Source organism: Stenotrophomonas sp. LC732 (assembly GCF_052446685.1).
Taxonomy (GTDB): domain Bacteria; phylum Pseudomonadota; class Gammaproteobacteria; order Xanthomonadales; family Xanthomonadaceae; genus Stenotrophomonas; species Stenotrophomonas muris.
In genome coordinates, this window is record NZ_CP199214.1 from 3,537,977 (window position 1) to 3,556,407 (window position 18,431).

At 66.4% G+C, this 18,431-nt stretch carries 16 protein-coding genes; 5 read left to right on the plus strand and 11 right to left on the minus strand.

Translation table 11 applies throughout. The features are described from left to right. Positions 1-23: 23 nt before the first annotated feature. Positions 24-1,007 (minus strand): LysR family transcriptional regulator, encoded by a 984-nt coding sequence (locus ACT6SE_RS16860; RefSeq protein ID WP_010481448.1) that lies wholly within the window; start codon positions 1,005-1,007, stop codon positions 24-26. A gap of 208 nt (positions 1,008-1,215) precedes the next feature. Between ACT6SE_RS16860 and cysK the strand changes: the two genes are divergently transcribed. Further along, the gene (cysK, locus tag ACT6SE_RS16865; RefSeq protein WP_046432270.1) at positions 1,216-2,175 is read left to right on the plus strand and encodes a cysteine synthase A; all 960 of its coding nucleotides are present in this window, start codon (positions 1,216-1,218) and stop codon (positions 2,173-2,175) included. A gap of 273 nt (positions 2,176-2,448) precedes the next feature. Beyond that, positions 2,449-3,048, plus strand: coding sequence for an O-acetyl-ADP-ribose deacetylase (locus ACT6SE_RS16870; RefSeq protein ID WP_014648231.1), 600 nt, complete (start codon positions 2,449-2,451; stop codon positions 3,046-3,048). Between the two features lie 92 nt (positions 3,049-3,140). On the opposite strand, the gene ACT6SE_RS16875 is transcribed toward ACT6SE_RS16870, so the two are convergent. From ACT6SE_RS16875 to ACT6SE_RS16895, 5 genes are all read right to left on the minus strand, one after another. Then, positions 3,141-4,280 carry a hypothetical protein gene (locus ACT6SE_RS16875; protein WP_046432272.1) on the minus strand — a complete coding sequence of 380 codons (1,140 nt, stop codon included), beginning with the start codon at positions 4,278-4,280 and terminating at the stop codon, positions 3,141-3,143. Between the two features lie 129 nt (positions 4,281-4,409). Further along, positions 4,410-5,414 (minus strand): class I fructose-bisphosphate aldolase, encoded by a 1,005-nt coding sequence (locus ACT6SE_RS16880; protein ID WP_014648233.1) that lies wholly within the window; start codon positions 5,412-5,414, stop codon positions 4,410-4,412. Between the two features lie 223 nt (positions 5,415-5,637). Next, complete coding sequence (pyk, locus tag ACT6SE_RS16885) at positions 5,638-7,104, minus strand: pyruvate kinase (protein ID WP_032959168.1); 1,467 nt, start codon at positions 7,102-7,104, stop codon at positions 5,638-5,640. A 210-nt stretch (positions 7,105-7,314) separates the two neighbouring features. After that, a complete protein-coding gene (locus tag ACT6SE_RS16890) occupies positions 7,315-7,968 on the minus strand; it encodes an HAD hydrolase-like protein (protein WP_014648235.1) in 654 nt (217 codons plus the stop codon). Next, positions 7,965-9,140 (minus strand): phosphoglycerate kinase, encoded by a 1,176-nt coding sequence (locus ACT6SE_RS16895; protein WP_014648236.1) that lies wholly within the window; start codon positions 9,138-9,140, stop codon positions 7,965-7,967. The genes ACT6SE_RS16890 and ACT6SE_RS16895 overlap by 4 nt, the downstream gene beginning before the upstream one ends. A 285-nt stretch (positions 9,141-9,425) precedes the next feature. On the opposite strand from ACT6SE_RS16895, the gene ACT6SE_RS16900 reads away from it, so the two are divergent. Both ACT6SE_RS16900 and ACT6SE_RS16905 read left to right on the plus strand, forming a co-directional pair. Then, complete coding sequence (locus ACT6SE_RS16900; protein WP_006388655.1) at positions 9,426-9,719, plus strand: transposase; 294 nt, start codon at positions 9,426-9,428, stop codon at positions 9,717-9,719. Continuing rightward, positions 9,716-10,576 carry an IS3 family transposase gene (locus ACT6SE_RS16905; RefSeq protein WP_046429951.1) on the plus strand — a complete coding sequence of 287 codons (861 nt, stop codon included), beginning with the start codon at positions 9,716-9,718 and terminating at the stop codon, positions 10,574-10,576. Before ACT6SE_RS16900 ends, ACT6SE_RS16905 begins: the two co-directional genes overlap by 4 nt. Positions 10,577-10,927: 351 nt before the next feature. Here ACT6SE_RS16905 and ACT6SE_RS16910 read toward each other — a convergent pair whose 3' ends face one another. The 5 genes from ACT6SE_RS16910 to gap all read right to left on the minus strand — a co-directional run bounded on the left by ACT6SE_RS16910 (position 10,928) and on the right by gap (position 17,457). Further along, a complete protein-coding gene (locus tag ACT6SE_RS16910; protein ID WP_046429951.1) occupies positions 10,928-11,788 on the minus strand; it encodes an IS3 family transposase in 861 nt (286 codons plus the stop codon). Next, complete coding sequence (locus tag ACT6SE_RS16915; RefSeq protein WP_006388655.1) at positions 11,785-12,078, minus strand: transposase; 294 nt, start codon at positions 12,076-12,078, stop codon at positions 11,785-11,787. The genes ACT6SE_RS16910 and ACT6SE_RS16915 overlap by 4 nt, the downstream gene beginning before the upstream one ends. A 197-nt stretch (positions 12,079-12,275) precedes the next feature. Then, positions 12,276-13,652 carry a DUF3999 domain-containing protein gene (locus ACT6SE_RS16920; RefSeq protein WP_046432279.1) on the minus strand — a complete coding sequence of 459 codons (1,377 nt, stop codon included), beginning with the start codon at positions 13,650-13,652 and terminating at the stop codon, positions 12,276-12,278. Beyond that, the gene (locus ACT6SE_RS16925; protein ID WP_046432281.1) at positions 13,649-16,327 is read right to left on the minus strand and encodes a DUF2339 domain-containing protein; all 2,679 of its coding nucleotides are present in this window, start codon (positions 16,325-16,327) and stop codon (positions 13,649-13,651) included. The genes ACT6SE_RS16920 and ACT6SE_RS16925 overlap by 4 nt, the downstream gene beginning before the upstream one ends. 125 nt (positions 16,328-16,452) lie before the next feature. Then, positions 16,453-17,457: a type I glyceraldehyde-3-phosphate dehydrogenase gene (gap, locus tag ACT6SE_RS16930; RefSeq protein ID WP_005414333.1), complete on the minus strand. Its 1,005-nt coding sequence runs from the start codon at positions 17,455-17,457 to the stop codon at positions 16,453-16,455. Positions 17,458-17,649: 192 nt separating this feature from the next. Between gap and ACT6SE_RS16935 the strand changes: the two genes are divergently transcribed. After that, positions 17,650-18,279 carry an OmpW/AlkL family protein gene (locus ACT6SE_RS16935; protein WP_014648239.1) on the plus strand — a complete coding sequence of 210 codons (630 nt, stop codon included), beginning with the start codon at positions 17,650-17,652 and terminating at the stop codon, positions 18,277-18,279. The last annotated feature ends 152 nt before the right edge of the window (positions 18,280-18,431 follow it).

An 18,431-nucleotide genomic window follows, 5' to 3' on the forward strand; every position in this document is an offset into this window, starting at 1 on the left:
GCAAGCCCTGCTCGACCAACCCCTCACACCGTGATGGTCTGGGTCAGTGATTCCCAGGTCGGTGGCACCGGCCACGCGGCCGCCTGGTTGCCATCCAGCACCCGCCGCAGGTCGCGGGGATCGATCTGCGGTGCCAGCACATGCACCAGCTCCAGCGCGTAATCACGCAGCACGCGGTCGCGCGGCAGCACCGCCCAGGCGATGCACTCGCTGATCGGGTCCGGCGCCGGCCACGACCTCAGGTCTTCGTCGTTGGAACTGACCGCCATTTCGGCCAGCAGGCCCACGCCCAGGCCGGTACGCACATAGGTCTTGATCAGATCGGCATCCAGCGCGGTCAGCGCCAGATCCGGCACCAGCCCGTTGGCGGCAAACGCACGCTGCAGCGACGAATTCGGGCGGGTCGAGGATTCGTAGCTGATCAATGGTTGCCGGGCCAGCGCGGCCAGGTCCGGTGCACGCCCGGCGCGGTCCAGCGGGTGGCCCTTGGGCACCACCACCAGGCGTCGCCAGCGGAACAGTGGCACCGCGATGCCATCGGTGGGCTCTCCCCCAGCGGTGCTGATGATGGCGATATCCGCGTCACCCTGGTTCAAGCGATCCAGCGCGTCGGCTTCGCCGGCCTGCTGCAGGTGCACGCTGACCTGCGGGTAAGCCTGCTTGATCGCCGCCACCGCCGGCGGCAGCACGAAGCGCGCCTGGGTGTGGGTGGTGGTCAGGATCAGCTGGCCCTGGCTCTCGCGCCGCTGGTTGGCGGCGTAGGTGCGGATGTTGTTGGCCTCGGCCAGCACGGCGCGGGCGCGGGCGATCACCTCGGTCCCGGCCGGGGTGACCGACTCCAGGCTGCGGCCCTTGCGCACGAACAACAGGAAACCCAGCTCGTCCTCCAGCTGCTTGAGCTGCTTGGACAAGCCGGGCTGGGTGGCATGCACGCGCGAGGCGGCCAGCGTGATGTTCAGCTCGGCGTCGGCGATGGCAACCAGGTAGCGCAGCTGGGTCAGCGTCATGGGCAGGCAGGCGGCGTGGGGCGGAGGTCCACTCTAGGGTCAATTGCCGTCACCAGCTTATAACCAAAGGTTGTTTAAGAAAGGTATCTGGTCATTTCCGGGCGTCATATGCCGGCGCTACGGTCAGCCGGCAGCCGCTGGCCTGAACAGCCAGCCCTCCCCCTTCGCCCGCCGAAGCCCGGCGCGGCCCCGTCTCCGGAGCGCTTCCATGGCCCTGTACGACTCCATCCTCGACACCGTCGGCAACACCCCCATCGTCAAGCTGCAGCGTCTGGCACCGCCGCAGGTCAGCGTTTACGCCAAGGTCGAGTCGTTCAATCCGGGCGGCTCGGTCAAGGACCGCCTGGCTTTGGCGATCATCCTCGACGCTGAAGCGCGTGGCCTGCTCAAGCCGGGCGACACCATCGTGGAGGCCACCTCGGGCAATACCGGCGTGGCACTGGCGATGGTCGCCGCAGCGCGCGGCTACAAGTTCGTGGCGACCATGGTCGAGACCTTCTCGGTCGAGCGCCGCAAGCTGATGCGTGCCTATGGTGCCAAGGTGATCCTGACCCCGGCCGCCGAACGCGGCAGCGGCATGGTGCGCAAGGCAGCCGAACTGGCCGAACAGCACGGCTGGTTCCTGGCCAGCCAGTTCGCCAACCCGGCCAACCCGGCCTATCACCGCAACACCACCGCCGCGGAAATCCTGCGCGACTTCGCCGGCAAGCGGCTGGACTATTTCGTCAGCGGCTGGGGCACCGGCGGCACGCTCACTGGTGTGGGCGAAGTGCTGAAGGTCGCGCGCCCGCAGACCCGCATCATCGCCACCGAGCCGGCCGGCGCCGCCCTGCTCAAGGGCGATGACTGGAAGCCGCACAAGATCCAGGGTTGGACCCCGGACTTCGTGCCGGACGTGCTCAACCGCGATGTGGTGGACGAACTGGTCTCGGTCGAAGATGACCGCGCGATCGCCACCGCGCGCCGCCTGGCCGCCGAGGAAGGCATCTTCGTCGGCATCTCTGCCGGTGCCACCGTGGCCAGCGCGCTGGACGTGGCTGCCCGCGCCGAACCCGGCTCGGTGATCCTGGCGATGCTGCCGGACACTGGTGAACGCTATTTCTCCACACCGCTGTTCGCCGATGTCAACGAAGGCTCCGACGACGACTGGCTGGCCGGCCTGCCGTAAACCGCCCGGGGTCGGATCCCTTTGCCGCAGGGAAAGGGCTCTGACCCCACCCACGTGGATCAGCGACAGGGGTCAGAGCCTTTCCCATGCGGGAAAGGATCTGACCCCGTTCTGCTTCAGCCTGCGTGAAGGCGTCGCCCGCCATCGTGCGTGAAGGCCGTCGGATCGCACCGCGTGAGACGGTCATGACGCAGTATCGATGCCCTGTCCCCTACCGTGGGAACAGCCGGCGCAGATGCTGCGCGGATCACCTCACAGGCAGGAGACGGACGCATGAAGATCGAGGTTTGGCAGGGTGACATCACGACCCTGGCGGTGGATGCGATCGTCAACGCGGCCAACGAAACACTGCTCGGTGGCGGCGGTGTCGACGGCGCGATCCATCGCGCGGCCGGCCCCGCATTGCTGGCCGAGTGCGCGCAGTTGCCGGAGCTGCGCCCGGGCGTGCGTTGCCCGACGGGCGAAGTGCGCGCCACCAGCGCCCATGCGCTGCCGGCGCGCCATGTACTGCACACGGTGGGCCCGGTCTGGCATGACGGCCAGCGCGACGAACCGGCGCTGCTTGCCAACTGCTATTGGAAGTCGCTGCAGCTGGCCGAGTCGCTGGGCGTGCAGTCGATCGCGTTCCCGGCGATCAGCTGCGGCGTCTATGGCTATCCGCTGTACCAGGCGGCGCAGATCGCAGTGACCGAAACACTGGCGTGGCAGCGCAGCCATGCGCAACCGATGCGCATCGTGCTGGTGGCGTTCAATACCGCTACGGCCAAGGCCTACCAGCAGGCGTTGAGCGCCGCCGGGCAAAGCGCGGACAGCGAACCGCGCGGGTCGATGCTGCCGCCGCTGGGTGATGCGGGTTTTGCCGCCGCGCACTGAATCCCGGTGCGCGACGTAAAGAAAAAGGCCGGGCAGTACCCGGCCTTTTCCGTTGCACCGTTGTGCTCAGCCACGCATGGCGTGGGTCACGCTCAACGGCTGGCAGCTTCCACCGCGGCGTCATCGGCCACGGCGGCTGCGTCGGCTGCGGCGCGTGCCGCCGAGGCCGCAGCCCCATCGGCGCTGGCGCCATCCACCTGCACGCGCACTTCCACCATGCCCGCGCCATTGTTCAGGCTGGACACGTCGACCGTGTAATGACCGGCCGGCAGGGTCTCTTCCAGGCGCGAATTGGTGCCGTTGCCACCATCGTCGTCGGTCAGCTCGACGTCGCCACCGACCACGCGCAGCGCGGTATCAACCTGGCTGGAAATCGCATCCAGGCGCACATCGGCCGGGCGGTCCAGCGACAGCAGGAAGCGGCGACGGCCATCGTTGTCGAGCATCGTGTACACGCTGCCCGACTTCGGCAGTGCCGTGCCATCGCGCTCGACCAGATTGCCGGGCAGCTCGATGCGGTTGGCCGACAGGGTGAACATGCCGCTGACGCCGTCGCCGAGGCCGCGCGCGGTCAGGGTATACTTGCCCGGCTTCAGTGACAGGGTCAGACGCGAGTTGGTGCTGTCGCCGCCATCGTCATTCTCTGCATCCACGCCCTGGCCCGACAGCTTCAGCACCGGATCGAAGACATCCGACACCAGGCGGATCTCGTACAGGCCGGCCTTGTCCACCTGCAGGGTGTAGTCCTGGGAACCACCGGCCAGCATGTCGACGATCTCGCCGCTGCCCGCCAGCGGCTTGCCGTCGTACGGCACCAGCTTCTCGGCGCGCAGGCGGTAAGGACCGTAGTCGGTCGAGCCGTTGGCGTTGACCGCCACCTGGTAGGTGCCGCCACCGTTGGCACGGAAGGCCACCGAGACGTCGCCTTCGCGCTCGTAGCCGGTGTTGCTGCTGGCCACCAGGCTGCCGTTGTTGAACACGGCGATCGAGCCGCTCAGCGAACCGGTCAGCTTCAGCCCGACCAGCTGCTTGTCTTCCAGCTTGATCTGGTAGAGCTGGTGGTGGCTGCCGTCGTTGTAGTTGATGCCGCTGCGCGAGGTGATCTCGCCGGATACCGGCTTGTCGAAATCGAGTGACGCGGCCTTGCCCGCGTCCGCGCCGCCGCCGATGCGGTTGCAACCGCTGGCGACCAGGACCGTGGCAACGGCCAGTGTGATTGCTGCCAAACGCATGTTGTTTCTCCTTGGCCTTCCATGTGGTTCCCGCATACCGGCCAGGCACGCGGGGGCGGAAAAGATACCCGCAAAAGCAAACGCCGGCGTGATGCCGGCGCTGCCTTGTTCATCCGGCGATGGGACGGATCAACCGTTCCACTTGCCCAGCGCGGCCAGGCCGTTGTCCTTGGCGCGCTCGTACACCGTCTTCTGGGCAGCAGCGTAGTTGCCCTTCATGTCCTTGGCCCACAGCTTCAGCGCGGCCTGCTGCATGGCGCGGCCGTAGGAGAAGCTCAGCGGCCACGGCAGGTTGCCCAGCTGGTTCATCGCGTTCAGGTGCTCGGTGGACTGCTCGTCGCTCTGGCCACCGGACAGGAACACCACGCCCGGCAGGATCGCCGGCACGGTGCTCTTCAGGCACATCACGGTCGACTCGGCCACTTCCTCGACATCGGCCTGCTCTTCACAGTCCTTGCCGGAGATGACCATCGAGGCCTTCAGGATGGTGCCTTCCAGCAGCACGTTCTGCTGGTACAGCGCGTCGAACAGCGAGCGCAGGGTGGCTTCGGTGACTTCGTAGCAGGTTTCGATGTCGTGGTCGCCGTCCATGATCACTTCCGGCTCGACCATCGGCACCAGGCCGCATTCCTGGCACAGCGCTGCATAGCGGGCCAGCGCATGGGCATTGGACTCGATGCAGGTGCCCGACGGGATGCTCTCGCCGATGTTGATGACCGCACGCCACTTGGCGAAGCGCGCGCCCAGCTTGTAATACTCCTGCAGGCGCTCGCGCAGGCCGTCGAGGCCTTCGGTCACCAGCTCGCCCGGGCAGCCGGCCAGCGGGTGCGCACCCTTGTCCACCTTGATGCCCGGAATCATGCCGTGGTCGGCCATGTACTTGGCGAACGGCACGCCGTCCTTGGTCGACTGGCGGATGGTCTCGTCGTACAGGATGGCGCCGGAAATGTGCTCGTTGAGCTTCGGCGTGGTCAGCAGCAGCTCGCGGTAGGCGCGACGGTTCTCCTCGGTGTTCTCGATACCGACGCCGGCGAAACGCTTGGCGATGGTAGCGGTGGATTCGTCGATCGCGATGATGCCCTTGCCCGGGGCGACCATGGCCTGGGCGGTTTCAGCCAGCTGTTCGATGCTCATGTATTTCCTGTGGCGGGTGCGGGAAAAACCTAAGTATAGCCCTGCTGCCCGTTGCCTCGCCGTGGAGGACAGGATGGAAACGCTTCCACGTCTACGCAGGACAAAGGATGTCCTGCGGCATGGGGTCAGAGCCCTGAAGGGATCTGACCCCTGGTCAGTACGGGGTCAGATCCCCACATAGGCTCTGACCCCAGATCGGCAGCGCCGACCCGACCGTCAGGGCTTACAGATCGCCCAGGCCGATGGCGCGGCCATCCTCGCCCACTTCCAGCAGGCGCAGGGTGTTGGTGGCACCATGGGTTTCCATGTGCTCGCCGCTGGTGAACACAACGCGGTCACCGGCCTGCAGCAGTTCCGATTCGACCAGCAGGCGGATGCTGCCGCGCGCCGCTTCGCGCGGGGTCAGGCCGCGGCTGTCGAAGTTGATCGGGAACACATCGCGCATCAGCGCCATCTGGCGACGCGCGCCGTCGTGGCGGGTGACCGCGAACACCGGCGCCTTGGCGCGGAAACGCGACAGGTAACGCGCGGTGCCGCCGGATTCGGTCATGGCCACGATCGCGCGCACGCCCACATGCTGCGACAGGAACATGGTGGCCATGGCAATTGCCTGGTCGGCACGTTCCAGGTTGCGCGGCGAGGCGTTGAAATCGGTCTCGGTCTGGAACTGGCGCTCGGCACCCAGGCAGATGCGTGCCATCGCTTCCACCGCCTTGACCGGGTAGGCACCGGCGGCGGTTTCCGCCGACAGCATCACCGCGTCGGTACCGTCGATGACCGAGTTGGCCACGTCCAGCACTTCGGCGCGGGTCGGGATCGGGCTTTCCACCATCGACTGCAGCATCTGCGTGGCGGTGATCACCACCTTGTTCTGCGCCAGCGAGGCCTTGATGATCTTCTTCTGCAGGCCCGGCAGCTCGGCATCGCCGATTTCCACGCCAAGGTCGCCACGGGCAACCATCACCACGTCGCTGGCCTCGACGATTTCTTCCAGGTTCTCGATCGCCTCGGTGCGCTCGATCTTCGACACCAGGGCGGCATCACAGCCGTGCGAGCGGGCGATGTCGCGCGCGTCGTTCATGTCCTGCGCGTTGCGGCAGAACGACACGGCGATGAAGTCCACGCCGATCTTGGCAACGATGCCGATCAGTTCCTTGTCGCGCTCGGTCAGGGCACCCAGCGACAGGCCGCCGCCCTGCTTGTTCAGGCCCTTGCGGTCGGACAACACACCATCGTTGAGCACGGTGTTGACGATGCGCTCGCCCTGCACTTCCACCACCTGCAGCTGCATCAGGCCGTCGTCGAGCAGCAGCACATCACCCGGGCCCACGTCCTGCGGCAGGCCGAGGTAGCTCACGCCCACCTGGCTGGCGTTGCCCGGGCCGGCGTTCTCGCTGGCGATCAGGTCGAAGCGGTCACCCGCCTTCAGCTGCACCTTGCCTTCGGCGAAGCGCTCGATGCGGATCTTCGGGCCCGGCAGGTCGGCCAGGATGCCCACTTCCACGCCCACGCGGGCCGACGCGGCACGCACTTCGGCGGCGCGCTTGGCCTGGCCGGACGGATCGCCATGGCTGAAGTTCAGGCGCACCACATTGACGCCGGCGCGGAAAAGATCCTCCAGCACGCCCGGCGGATCAGTGGCCGGACCGAGGGTGGCAAGGATCTTGGTGCGACGCTGACGCTCGAACATGGTGGATGGGCCTCTCCCGTTAAAGAACGGAAATTAGCACATCCTTCACGCCGCATGTATACGGTTACAGCCTTGTGCTGCCTGACTCCGCAGGTCATGCAACGGACATTGTCCGGACATACGCTGGCGCAGGGCATTCCGTAGAGCCGAGCCCATGCCCGGCTGGCCACTCGCCGGAGCAGCCGGGCATCGGCTCGGCGCTACAGGAAGCTAGGCCAGCAGCGTTTCCAGCTGCGCCGGTTCGCGTGCCAGCTGGCCAGCGCCGGCCGCGGTGAGTTCCGCCTCACCGCCAAAGCCCCACAGCACACCCACGCTGCGCAGGCCGTGGTGACGCGCGCCTTCGATGTCCATGCGGCGGTCGCCGATCATCCAGCACTGTGCGGGCTGCACCTGCAGCCGGCGCAGAGCTTCCCCGACCAGCTCCGGCTTGTGGCTGCGCGAGCCATCCAGGGTCGAACCGATGATCTCCTCGAACAGCCCGCCAAACGGCAGGTGCGCAAGGATGCGGCGCGCATGCGGCTCGTTCTTGGCGGTGACCACCGCCAGGCGGTGGCCACGGCCATGCAGCGTGCGCAGCGTGTCTTCCACCTGCGGGTACACCGTGTGTTCACGCCAGCCTTCGACGTCGAAGCGCTCACGGTAGTAGCCCACCGCCTGTTCCACCCGTGCCGGTTCGACGAACAGCGGCGCGAAGGTGGTGCGCAGCGACGGACCGATCCAGCCCAGCAGCGTCTCCTGCGGCGGCACCGGATGGTCCATCTTCTGCAGCGCATAGGCGATGCAGGCGGTGATGCCCACCTGCGAATCGATCAGCGTGCCGTCGAGGTCGAAGAACAGGACATCCTTGCTACGGTCGGCACTCATGCGCCGCGCGCGTCGAGCGCGGCGACGGCCGGCAGGGTCTTGCCTTCCAGGAACTCCAGGAACGCACCACCGCCAGTGGAGATATAGCTGACCTGTCCGGCGATATCGAACTTGTCGACCGCCGCCAGGGTGTCGCCACCGCCCGCGATGGAGAATGCCGGCGAGCTGGCGATGGCGCGGGCCAGCGCTTCGGTGCCCTTGCTGAAGGCTTCGAACTCGAACACGCCGACCGGGCCGTTCCAGACCACGGTGCCGGCCTTTCCGATCAGCTGCGCGTACTGCGCAGCGGTCTGCGGGCCAATATCCAGGATCAGGTCGTCCTCGGCGACGGCGTCGACCGCCTTCACTTCGGCAACAGCGTCCGGCATGAACTGCTTGGCGGTGACCACGTCGACCGGCAGCGGGATGTCGGCGCCACGCGCCTTGGCATCGGCCACGATCTTCTTCGCGGTGTCCAGCAGGTCCGGCTCATACAGCGACTTGCCGACCTTGTAGCCGGCGGCAGCGATGAAGGTGTTGGCGATGCCACCACCAACGATCAGCTGGTCGACCTTGCCGACCAGGTTGGCCAGCAGTTCCAGCTTGGTGCTGACCTTGCTGCCGGCAACGATGGCCAGCAGCGGCTTGGCCGGTGCGTCCAGCGCCTGCGCCAGCGCGTCCAGCTCGGCCATCAGCAGCGGGCCACCGGCCGCGACCGGGGCGAAGCGGATGACGCCATGGGTCGAGGCCTGCGCGCGGTGTGCGGTACCAAAGGCATCCATCACGAACACGTCGCACAGGGCGGCGTACTTCTTCGACAGGGCCTCGTCGTCCTTGCCCTCGCCGACGTTCATGCGGCAGTTTTCCAGCAGCACCAGCTGGCCCGGCTGCACGTCGACGCCGTCGACCCAGTCACGCACCAGCGGAACCTCGCGGCCGAGCAGCTCGGACAGGCGCTGGGCGACCGGCGCCAGCGAGTCGGCCTCGCTCCACACGCCTTCCTTCGGGCGCCCCAGGTGCGAGGTGACCATCACTGCCGCGCCCTGCTCCAGCGCGCGCTTGAGCGTCGGCAGCGAAGCGGTGATGCGCTGTTCGGAAGTGATGCGGCCATTCTCGATCGGCACGTTCAGATCCTGGCGGATCAGCACGCGCTTGCCGGAGAGGTCGAGGTCGGTCATGCGGACGATGGACATGGGCAACTCTTTGGCTCAGGGACGGGATGCCGGGCTACGGCAGGCGGCCATTGTATCGGGTGGCGATGCCTGCGGCAGGCAGAGGCGTACGGCAACAGCGAACTGCAACAGCCAAAGCGCTGGCGCTTCTTGGTGCTGAGGGTGAGCCGGGGTGCTGTGGGGTGGCAGGGGACGCCGTAAACCCGTCCATGGGGGCTTGGTCGCCGCATCCATGCGGCTCACTGATCTGGCCCCCCGTCAGCGGACGCCAAGAAGCGATACTTTGATCGCACTTGGAGGTCCCTTATGTCCCGTATCACCCGTCGTAGCTATACCGATGAGTTCAAGCACCAAGCCGTGGAGCTGGCCGAGTCGCTCGGGCCGGCCGCAGCGGCCCGTCAGTTGGAGATGTCGGTCAAGACGCTGGCAAATTGGCTTGACGCGGTCCGTGCTGGCCGGTCGTTGACCTCTGAGGCTCGCAGGCCAGCCACCGACCTGGAAAGCGAGATCAGCCGCCTTCGGGCCGAGAACGCCAATCTGAAGATGGAGCGGGAAATCCTAAAAAAAGCGGCGGCGTTCTTTGCCAGAGAGTCCAAGTGAGGTACGCCTTCGTCGCCAGTCAAAGGACTCAGTACCCGACCAGGTTGTTGTGTCGGGTTCTTGGGGTTTCTGTCTCTGGATTCCATGACTACCTGCACCGGCAGTGTGCCCAAACGTGCGATGTCGATTTGGCCCTCCGTACCGAGCTTCGGGCCATTCATGTGACCAGCAGGCGCAGTTATGGGCGACGTCGGCTGGTCAGGGCCTTACGAGCCAGGAATCATCCAGTCGGCCACAAGCGCGTGGCACGGTTAATGGCCGAGGAGCGAATCCAGGGCAAGGCCAAAGGCCGATTCCGACCCAAGTCCTCTGGCGGCTCATCTCAGCTCGCCCCCAACCTGCTGGATCGGCAATTTGCCCCCGGAACCGGACCGACGGCGTGGGTCGGGGATATCACGTATGTCCCTACCCGCCAGGGATGGCTGCATCTGGCCGTGGTCATCAGCGTCCAGACCCGGCAGGTGCTGGGCTACAGCGTTTCCACGCGTCTGACTGAAGAGCTGGTGGTGAAAGCATTTGCCAATGCTTGGGCTCTGCATCCACAACGACCCGGCCTGATCTTCCATTCAGATCGTGGTGGGCAGTACTGGGGAAACGAGTTTCGCCAGCTGCTGCAGTCCCATGGCGTGGTCCAAAGCATGAGCCGGCCTGGCAATTGCTGGGACAACGCGGTGGCCGAGAGCTTCTTTGCGACGCTCAAGACAGAAGAGGCTGCCGAGCCTTACGCCAGTAGAGAACAAGCCAGCCAGTCCATCGCTGCTTACATCCACGGCTTCTACAATCCAGCCCGGCTACACTCGGCGCTGGGCTACCACTCGCCTAACAACTACGCCCGGCAGCTCCGGACTGCCGCCTGAAACGGCTTCATGGCGTCCGTTTTCAGGGGGCCAGATCACACACCCCTGCCACCCCACACCATCCCGGCCTTGACAGGTTCATGAGGCGGAGCGGATGGCAAAGGCAGGAGCAAGAGCGGTTTCTGATGTCGGAGAAACTAATGTAGAGCCGAGCCCATGCTCGGCTGGGTCTACCGCGAGCAGCAGCCGAGCGTGGGCTCGGCTCTACAAAGAGCGCCCAGCCAAGCAGCTTTTGCTCTTCTTTTTTTCTTTCCGTGGGTGGACGCACACGGAAACTGTCAGAGGCCGGGCGGGTGGGCTGGGCAGGGGTATCTGATCTGGCCCCCTGAAAACGGACGCCATGAAGCCGTTTCAGGCGGCAGTCCGGAGCTGCCGGGCGTAGTTGTTAGGCGAGTGGTAGCCCAGCGCCGAGTGTAGCCGGGCTGGATTGTAGAAGCCGTGGATGTAAGCAGCGATGGACTGGCTGGCTTGTTCTCTACTGGCGTAAGGCTCGGCAGCCTCTTCTGTCTTGAGCGTCGCAAAGAAGCTCTCGGCCACCGCGTTGTCCCAGCAATTGCCAGGCCGGCTCATGCTTTGGACCACGCCATGGGACTGCAGCAGCTGGCGAAACTCGTTTCCCCAGTACTGCCCACCACGATCTGAATGGAAGATCAGGCCGGGTCGTTGTGGATGCAGAGCCCAAGCATTGGCAAATGCTTTCACCACCAGCTCTTCAGTCAGACGCGTGGAAACGCTGTAGCCCAGCACCTGCCGGGTCTGGACGCTGATGACCACGGCCAGATGCAGCCATCCCTGGCGGGTAGGGACATACGTGATATCCCCGACCCACGCCGTCGGTCCGGTTCCGGGGGCAAATTGCCGATCCAGCAGGTTGGGGGCGAGCTGAGATGAGCCGCCAGAGGACTTGGGTCGGAATCGGCCTTTGGCCTTGCCCTGGATTCGCTCCTCGGCCATTAACCGTGCCACGCGCTTGTGGCCGACTGGATGATTCCTGGCTCGTAAGGCCCTGACCAGCCGACGTCGCCCATAACTGCGCCTGCTGGTCACATGAATGGCCCGAAGCTCGGTACGGAGGGCCAAATCGACATCGCACGTTTGGGCACACTGCCGGTGCAGGTAGTCATGGAATCCAGAGACAGAAACCCCAAGAACCCGACACAACAACCTGGTCGGGTACTGAGTCCTTTGACTGGCGACGAAGGCGTACCTCACTTGGACTCTCTGGCAAAGAACGCCGCCGCTTTTTTTAGGATTTCCCGCTCCATCTTCAGATTGGCGTTCTCGGCCCGAAGGCGGCTGATCTCGCTTTCCAGGTCGGTGGCTGGCCTGCGAGCCTCAGAGGTCAACGACCGGCCAGCACGGACCGCGTCAAGCCAATTTGCCAGCGTCTTGACCGACATCTCCAACTGACGGGCCGCTGCGGCCGGCCCGAGCGACTCGGCCAGCTCCACGGCTTGGTGCTTGAACTCATCGGTATAGCTACGACGGGTGATACGGGACATAAGGGACCTCCAAGTGCGATCAAAGTATCGCTTCTTGGCGTCCGCTGACGGGGGGCCAGATCAATCCGCGCCATGGATGGCGCGGCTAAGCCTCCAGGGACGGATTCACGGCGTCCCCTGCCCAGCCCACCCGCTCGGCCCATCCCCGGGATCGCGCTTTGCAGCCACCCACGAGGGGCTGCGCCGTTCGCCGGAACCTAAGCCGAAGGCGTCGGCTTCTGCCGAAGCAGGCTGAGCGCCAGGCCACCCACCACCAGCACGCCCAGACCCAGCAGCGCCCACAACAGCCACGACTTCCAGTCATGCTGCGGTTTCAGCGCCGCGTCACCCGCCAGCGGTTCCGGGCTGCCTTCCAGTCGCGCCAGCGTCGGCTGCCACGACGGATCGTTGCGCTGCCGAAGTTCCTCGATCAACACCCCGATCGGCGCGTCCGTGCGGCGCGCGGTCGCGCTGCCCACCGCCAGTGCGTAGGGCGCCGCACCCTGGCTCAGGAACACCAGCACTTCCGGTTGGTAGCCCAGGCGCAGCGTCGGCGCAGTGGCAGATTCCGCCGGATTCGCCACCAGCTTCCAGTAGCGGTCGCGGTGCACGCCGCCCAGCGGCTGCGCCGCCGACTGCTGGCGCTGGCCCTGCGTGCCCTGTTGCACCTGGTAGGCGATCCACGGCGCGCTGCGGCGCTGCCACTCGGCACTCTCATCATCACGACTGAACAGCGTCCATTGCACCAGGCTGTTGTCGGTGCTGGCCACATCGGCGCGCGCCACCGGGAACCGGCCATCCATCTCGAAGGTGTATTCGCCCTTGCCCTTCGACGTCGGCTCCAGCGACAGCCATTCCCACGGCAGCGTGGCCGGCGCTGGCGGCAGTTCCGCCAACACGCCGCGCAGGGTCGGCAGCCGCGAGTCGCCCTGCGCCAGGATGCGCAGGTAGCGTGCAGTGCCGTCCACCTGCAGGCGGCGCTGCAGCAGGCGCTTGCCGGCGCGCTGCAGATCCACCAGCGGCACGTCGCGACCGATCGATCGCCAGTGCTGCAGGTCATCACTGGCATCCAGCTGAACCTGCGCCTGCAGCGGCTGGCCGCTGTCGGCCCAGTCCAGCACCAGCGCCGCCAGCGGCTGCTGGTCGAGCATGCTGGCGTCGATCAGCCAGCCGCCCTGCCCGTTCGCCGTCGCCCCGCCACTCACCCGTGCTTCGACCCGGCGCACGCGCCCATCGGTATCACGCTCGGTCAGCAGCTGCAGATCGTTGCGCTGGGCATCGGCCAGCGGCGGCAGCACGAACCACGGCAGTTCACGCTGCACCGGCGGTTGCGCCAGCGGCTGGTCCGGCGCCAGCAGTGCCGACGGCAGCAGCTGGCTGGCTGCATTGAACACCTGCAGGTCGCTGAGGTCGGGGCTCACGGCACGGCGGTAGATCGCCGGCTCCAGCACGATGCGGTAGGCACCGGACTGCGCGCTGGACAATGTGAGCGGCCATTGCTCGGCATACTGCGTGCGGTAATCAGCCGCCTGCACCACGACGGCGGCCAGCATGCCGAACATCGCCGGCAGCAGCGCCCTGCTCCACTTCCTCATTGCTTTTCCTCCACGGTCGGCGCCACGCTCGGCGGAGCCGGTGCCAGATAACCCACGACCGTGCACAGCAGGCCGTAGGCGATGAACGATGCGATGCCCAGCAGGTTGCCCAGGTGCTGGCGATCGACAATAACCAGCTTGGCCAGTACCACGCCCATCAGCACGGCACCGACCATCCACAGCACACGCTGGCCACGACGCGAACCCCACACCCAGGCAATCACGCCCAGCACGCTCCACAACACGGTCAGGCTGGTCTGGGCCAGGCTGAAGCGCATCATCGACGCGTTCCACGCCAGCCCACCCCACTGGTGCACGCCATGCAGCACCAGGCTGGTCAGCGCGACGAAGGCCGCCAGTGCCAGCAGCGGCATGCGGATGTTCAGCAATGCCTGCGGGGCCTGCGATCCCTGATTGCTGTACAGCCAGCGCGCCAGCAGCAACAGGCTCAACCATTGGCCGATCTCGGCCGGATTCAGCACCGGCAGCCACAACAGCGGTGCGGCGTCGCCCGGCAGCAGCTGGCCCAACAGCCAGCTGATCGACAGCAGGCCGAACAGCACGCACTGCAGCGGGACGCGCACGCTGTCGAAGGCCTGTCCCAATGGCCAGCGCAGCGCATTCCAGCGCCACAGCGACAGTGCCGCCATCAGCAGCCATGGCAAGGTCACCAGCAGGGTCGTCCAGCCCTGCGCCAGATCGGCTTCGCCACCGCCCCACAGGGCCAGCAGCGAAAGCAGCGACGGCCACAGCAGCCACCACAGGAACTGCGCGATGCGGGCCACGGTATCGCCGCCCTGGCGCAGGCACAGCAGGGTCCGCACGCCCAGCACCGCGAACACCGCCCAGGCCAGCGCGCCATAACCGGCGAACGGCTGGTGGTGTGCATCGCTCTGCACCAGGGCCAGCGGGAAGCCCAGCGCGAGCATGGCCAGTGCGGTCACGCCCAGTGCACGCGCCGGCTGGCGACGCTGCACTTCGGCCACCAGCCAGGCAGTGACCGCGGCCAGCACCAGCAACGCGTCCACTTCGGTGCGGTACGGGAAGAAGCGCGTGATCTCATGGATCAGGCCGCCCAGCCACCACAGCAGGCCCCACAGGTAGTACACCAGTGCGACCTCATGACGTGGCCTGCGCTGGTAGCTCCACGCCGACGCGAAGCCGGCCAGGGCCAGCAACAGCGCGCCGATGGCGGTCGGGTTGATCAGGAAGCGCAGGTCTTCGTGCCAGTGGTCGCCACCGGCAACGAAGGCGAATGCGGCGCCGATCTGCAGCAACGCGCCGGATACCTGCGGCAGCCAGCGCTTCTGGCGCAGCCCCAACCAGGCCAGGCCTGCACCTTCCAGCGCAAACACGGCACCGGTGGCACGCGCCGACAAGGCCAGCGGCACCGCCAGCGTGGCGAAGCCCACCGCAAGCACGGCATGCGACTGCGCCAGCATGGTGTACGACGCACGTGCGATCAGCGCCCGTGCCAGTACCGCGTAGATCGCGGCCAGGCCCAGCGCGCATAGTGCCAGCGTCATCGGTTGTTCGTGCAGCATGCCTGCCTGCAACGAGAATGCGACCAGCGGCGCGCCGAACACCAGGCTGCCATCGATCAGATCGCGCCGGCCGGCCGGCTGGCGGCGCGCGTACAGCAGCGGGATCAGCAGGTAGAACACGAAGAACAACAGCAGGAACGGCTCAGTGCTGCTGAACTTGTCCGGTACGTACTGCAGCACGCCCCAGAAGGTGCCGATGCCGAAAGTGAAGGCGAAGCCCAGCAGGTTCAGCGCGCGCCAAGGGCGGAACCAGGCGATGGCGAAAATGCCCGCGTTGAGCACCGCGTAATAGCTGAACAGCCCCACGTGATTGCCGCTGCCGGTGGACAGCCACAGCGGTGCCATGAAGCCGGCCAGGATCCCCAGCACGGCCAGCGTGCGCGAGTTCTGCACCACCGCCAGCACGCACAGCCCGGCCACCAGGGCAATGGAGCTGGCGAAGGCGAAGCCCGGCGGAATCAGGTCGAAGCGCTTGAAGGCCGCGAAGATGGTCAGCAGCAGTACGCCGATGGCACCGCCCTGCAATGCCAGCGCAAACAGGCGCCGGCGCTCGCGCTGGTGCCAACCAAAGGCCAGCAGGCCCAGCGCCCCCACGGTGATGCCGGCCAGGCGCAGCTCGATCGGCAACACCAGCCAGCCCTGGTCGCTGACGTACTTCAGCAGCGCCGCGACACCGGCCAGCAGCACCAGCATGCCGATCTTGACCGGCACGTTGCCTTCGGTGAACCAGCGCTTGACCGCACTGATGCCGCGCTCGATGACGTTGGGCAGTGCCGGCTCGGAAGGCAGCGGCGGCTGCACCGGCACCGGTGGCACCGGCGGTGGCGCAGCAGGTCGGGGAACAGGCGCCTCGGTCGGCGCTGCTTCGCGCACCGTTGGCTGCGCGGGGTGCGGCGCAGCAGCGGCGACCGGCCGCAGGAACGGTGGATCGGCACTGGCCGTGGGCGTGGCCGCAGCCCGTTCGGGCGTGGGCGCGCTGGCGGCCGGCCTGGCGGTGGCAGGCGCGGCGGCCATCGCGCTTTCCAGCGCCGCGACGCGGCGGCGCAGGCCGGAGATCATCACCAGCGCCACCACCAGCAGCAGGGGGATGGCCAACAGGACCAATACGACCAGTGCGATCAGTGCTTCCATTGCGTGCTTCCATTGCGTTCCCGCGCCCCAGCGGCAGCGGTCGACCGCCCCATGCTACGACAGGGTGGGCCCCTTAAACGACGAACCCCGGCCAGGCCGGGGTTCGTCTGCGATCTACGCCGGCCTTACTTGGCGGCGATGACCTTGGCCATTTCCAGGCACTTGTTCGAGTAGCCCCACTCGTTGTCGTACCAGGTCACCAGCTTGACGAAGGTGCCGTCCAGGGCGATGCCGGCATCGGCGTCGAACACCGACGTGCAGGTTTCGCCGCGGAAATCGGTGGCCACCACCTTGTCTTCGGTGTAGCCCAGGATGCCCTTCAGCGGGCCTTCGCTCTGTGCCTTCACTTCGGCGCAGATCTCGGCGTAGGTGGCTTCCTTTTCCAGCTCGACGGTCAGGTCGACCACCGACACGTCCGAGGTCGGCACGCGGAAGCTCATGCCGGTCAGCTTCTTGTTCAGTTCCGGAATGACCACGCCGACGGCCTTGGCCGCACCGGTGGACGAGGGAATGATGTTTTCCAGGATGCCACGGCCGCCGCGCCAGTCCTTGTTGGACGGGCCATCGACGGTCTTCTGGGTGGCGGTGGCCGCATGCACGGTGGTCATCAGGCCGCGCTTGATGCCCCACTTGTCGTTGATGACCTTGGCCAGCGGGGCCAGGCAGTTGGTGGTGCACGAAGCGTTGGAGATGATCGCCTGGCCGGCGTAGGTCTTGTCGTTCACGCCGTACACGAACATCGGCGTGTCGTCCTTCGACGGGGCCGACATGATGACCTTCTTGGCGCCGGCATCGATGTGCTTCTGCGCGGTTTCCTTGGTCAGGAACAGGCCGGTGGCTTCCAGCACCACATCAGCGCCGACTTCATCCCACTTCAGGTTGGCCGGGTCGCGTTCCTGGGTCAGGCGGATCTTCTTGCCGTTGACCAGCAGGTCATTGCCCTGCACCGCCACGTCGGCCTTGAAGCGGCCGTGCACGGAGTCGTACTTGAGCATGTACGCCAGGTAGTCCGGCTCCAGCAGATCGTTGATGGCCACGATTTCGATGTCGTCGCCGAAGTTCAGCACCGCCGAGCGCAGGACGTTACGCCCGATGCGACCGAAACCGTTGATACCAACCTTGATTGCCATTTCTCAAGCTCCTGCGGCCGCGACAGGTGCGGCGGGATGGATAGGGCCCACAAGTCTAGCAAACCGCCGCCGGCCACCGTGGGCCAGCCGGGACCGCCGGCCGGCCCACGGACAGGATTTGATCCGGATCAAAGCGTTAGCGCGGCGTGAGGCCGAGACTGTCGCCATCCACCCAGCAACGAGAAGACCCCCATGCGCAAGACCTCCCCCCTGATCGTGGCCAGCCTGGCCGCCGCCCTGTCGCTCGCCGCCGCCCCGGCCATGGCGCAGTCCAAGGGCGACTGGACCGTCTCGGCCGGCGTGCACCAGGTGGCGCCGAAGTCGAACAACGGCTGGCTGGCCGGCGGCACCCTGAAGGTCGACGTCGACAATGACGTCAAGCCGACCATCACCGGCGAGTACTTCATCGCCGACAACCTGGGCATCGAAGTGCTGGCCGCGCTGCCGTTCAAGCACGACATCAACATCAACGGCCTGGGCCGCGTCGGCAGCACCAAGCAGCTGCCGCCGGTGGTCACCCTGCAGTACCACTTCAACAGCAAGGGCAAGGTGTCGCCGTTCGTCGGCGCCGGCCTGAACTACACCACCTTCTTCAGCGAAGACACTACGGGTGCGCTGGCCGGCAGCAAGCTGAAGCTGCAGGATTCGTGGGGCCTGGCCGCACACGCCGGCGTGGACTTTGCGATCGGCGAGAAGGGCGCCCTGCGCGTGGACATGCGCTGGATCGACATCGACAGCAAGGTGAAGTTGAACGGCGAGAAGATCGGCACGGTCAACATCGATCCGCTGGTCTACGGCGCTTCGTACGTCTTCAAGTTCTAAAGCGGTGTATTGGGCGCGGGGGGCTTCGCCCCCGCTCCCCCGCTACACGCAAAACCCTCGCAGCATGTTGCCCCGGTAATTGCCGGGGCTTTTTTGTGCCTGGGACTGAAGCGGTTCCGGAGCTGGGGCAAGGCAGGGAGCGGAGCCGGGAC

What these genes read in the sequence shown, in the direction of transcription:
- cysK (WP_046432270.1), top strand. Translation starts at nt 1,216, where the DNA reads ATGGCCCTGTACGACTCCATCCTCGACACCGTCGGCAACACCCCCATC.
- ACT6SE_RS16915 (WP_006388655.1), bottom strand. Translation starts at nt 12,078, where the DNA reads ATGTCCCGTATCACCCGTCGTAGCTATACCGATGAGTTCAAGCACCAA.
- ACT6SE_RS16875 (WP_046432272.1), bottom strand. Translation starts at nt 4,280, where the DNA reads ATGCGTTTGGCAGCAATCACACTGGCCGTTGCCACGGTCCTGGTCGCC.
- ACT6SE_RS16890 (WP_014648235.1), bottom strand. Translation starts at nt 7,968, where the DNA reads ATGAGTGCCGACCGTAGCAAGGATGTCCTGTTCTTCGACCTCGACGGC.
- ACT6SE_RS16870 (WP_014648231.1), top strand. Translation starts at nt 2,449, where the DNA reads ATGAAGATCGAGGTTTGGCAGGGTGACATCACGACCCTGGCGGTGGAT.
- pyk (WP_032959168.1), bottom strand. Translation starts at nt 7,104, where the DNA reads ATGTTCGAGCGTCAGCGTCGCACCAAGATCCTTGCCACCCTCGGTCCG.
- ACT6SE_RS16925 (WP_046432281.1), bottom strand. Translation starts at nt 16,327, where the DNA reads ATGGAAGCACTGATCGCACTGGTCGTATTGGTCCTGTTGGCCATCCCC.
- ACT6SE_RS16895 (WP_014648236.1), bottom strand. Translation starts at nt 9,140, where the DNA reads ATGTCCATCGTCCGCATGACCGACCTCGACCTCTCCGGCAAGCGCGTG.
- ACT6SE_RS16860 (WP_010481448.1), bottom strand. Translation starts at nt 1,007, where the DNA reads ATGACGCTGACCCAGCTGCGCTACCTGGTTGCCATCGCCGACGCCGAG.
- gap (WP_005414333.1), bottom strand. Translation starts at nt 17,457, where the DNA reads ATGGCAATCAAGGTTGGTATCAACGGTTTCGGTCGCATCGGGCGTAAC.
- ACT6SE_RS16900 (WP_006388655.1), top strand. Translation starts at nt 9,426, where the DNA reads ATGTCCCGTATCACCCGTCGTAGCTATACCGATGAGTTCAAGCACCAA.
- ACT6SE_RS16880 (WP_014648233.1), bottom strand. Translation starts at nt 5,414, where the DNA reads ATGAGCATCGAACAGCTGGCTGAAACCGCCCAGGCCATGGTCGCCCCG.
- ACT6SE_RS16920 (WP_046432279.1), bottom strand. Translation starts at nt 13,652, where the DNA reads ATGAGGAAGTGGAGCAGGGCGCTGCTGCCGGCGATGTTCGGCATGCTG.
- ACT6SE_RS16935 (WP_014648239.1), top strand. Translation starts at nt 17,650, where the DNA reads ATGCGCAAGACCTCCCCCCTGATCGTGGCCAGCCTGGCCGCCGCCCTG.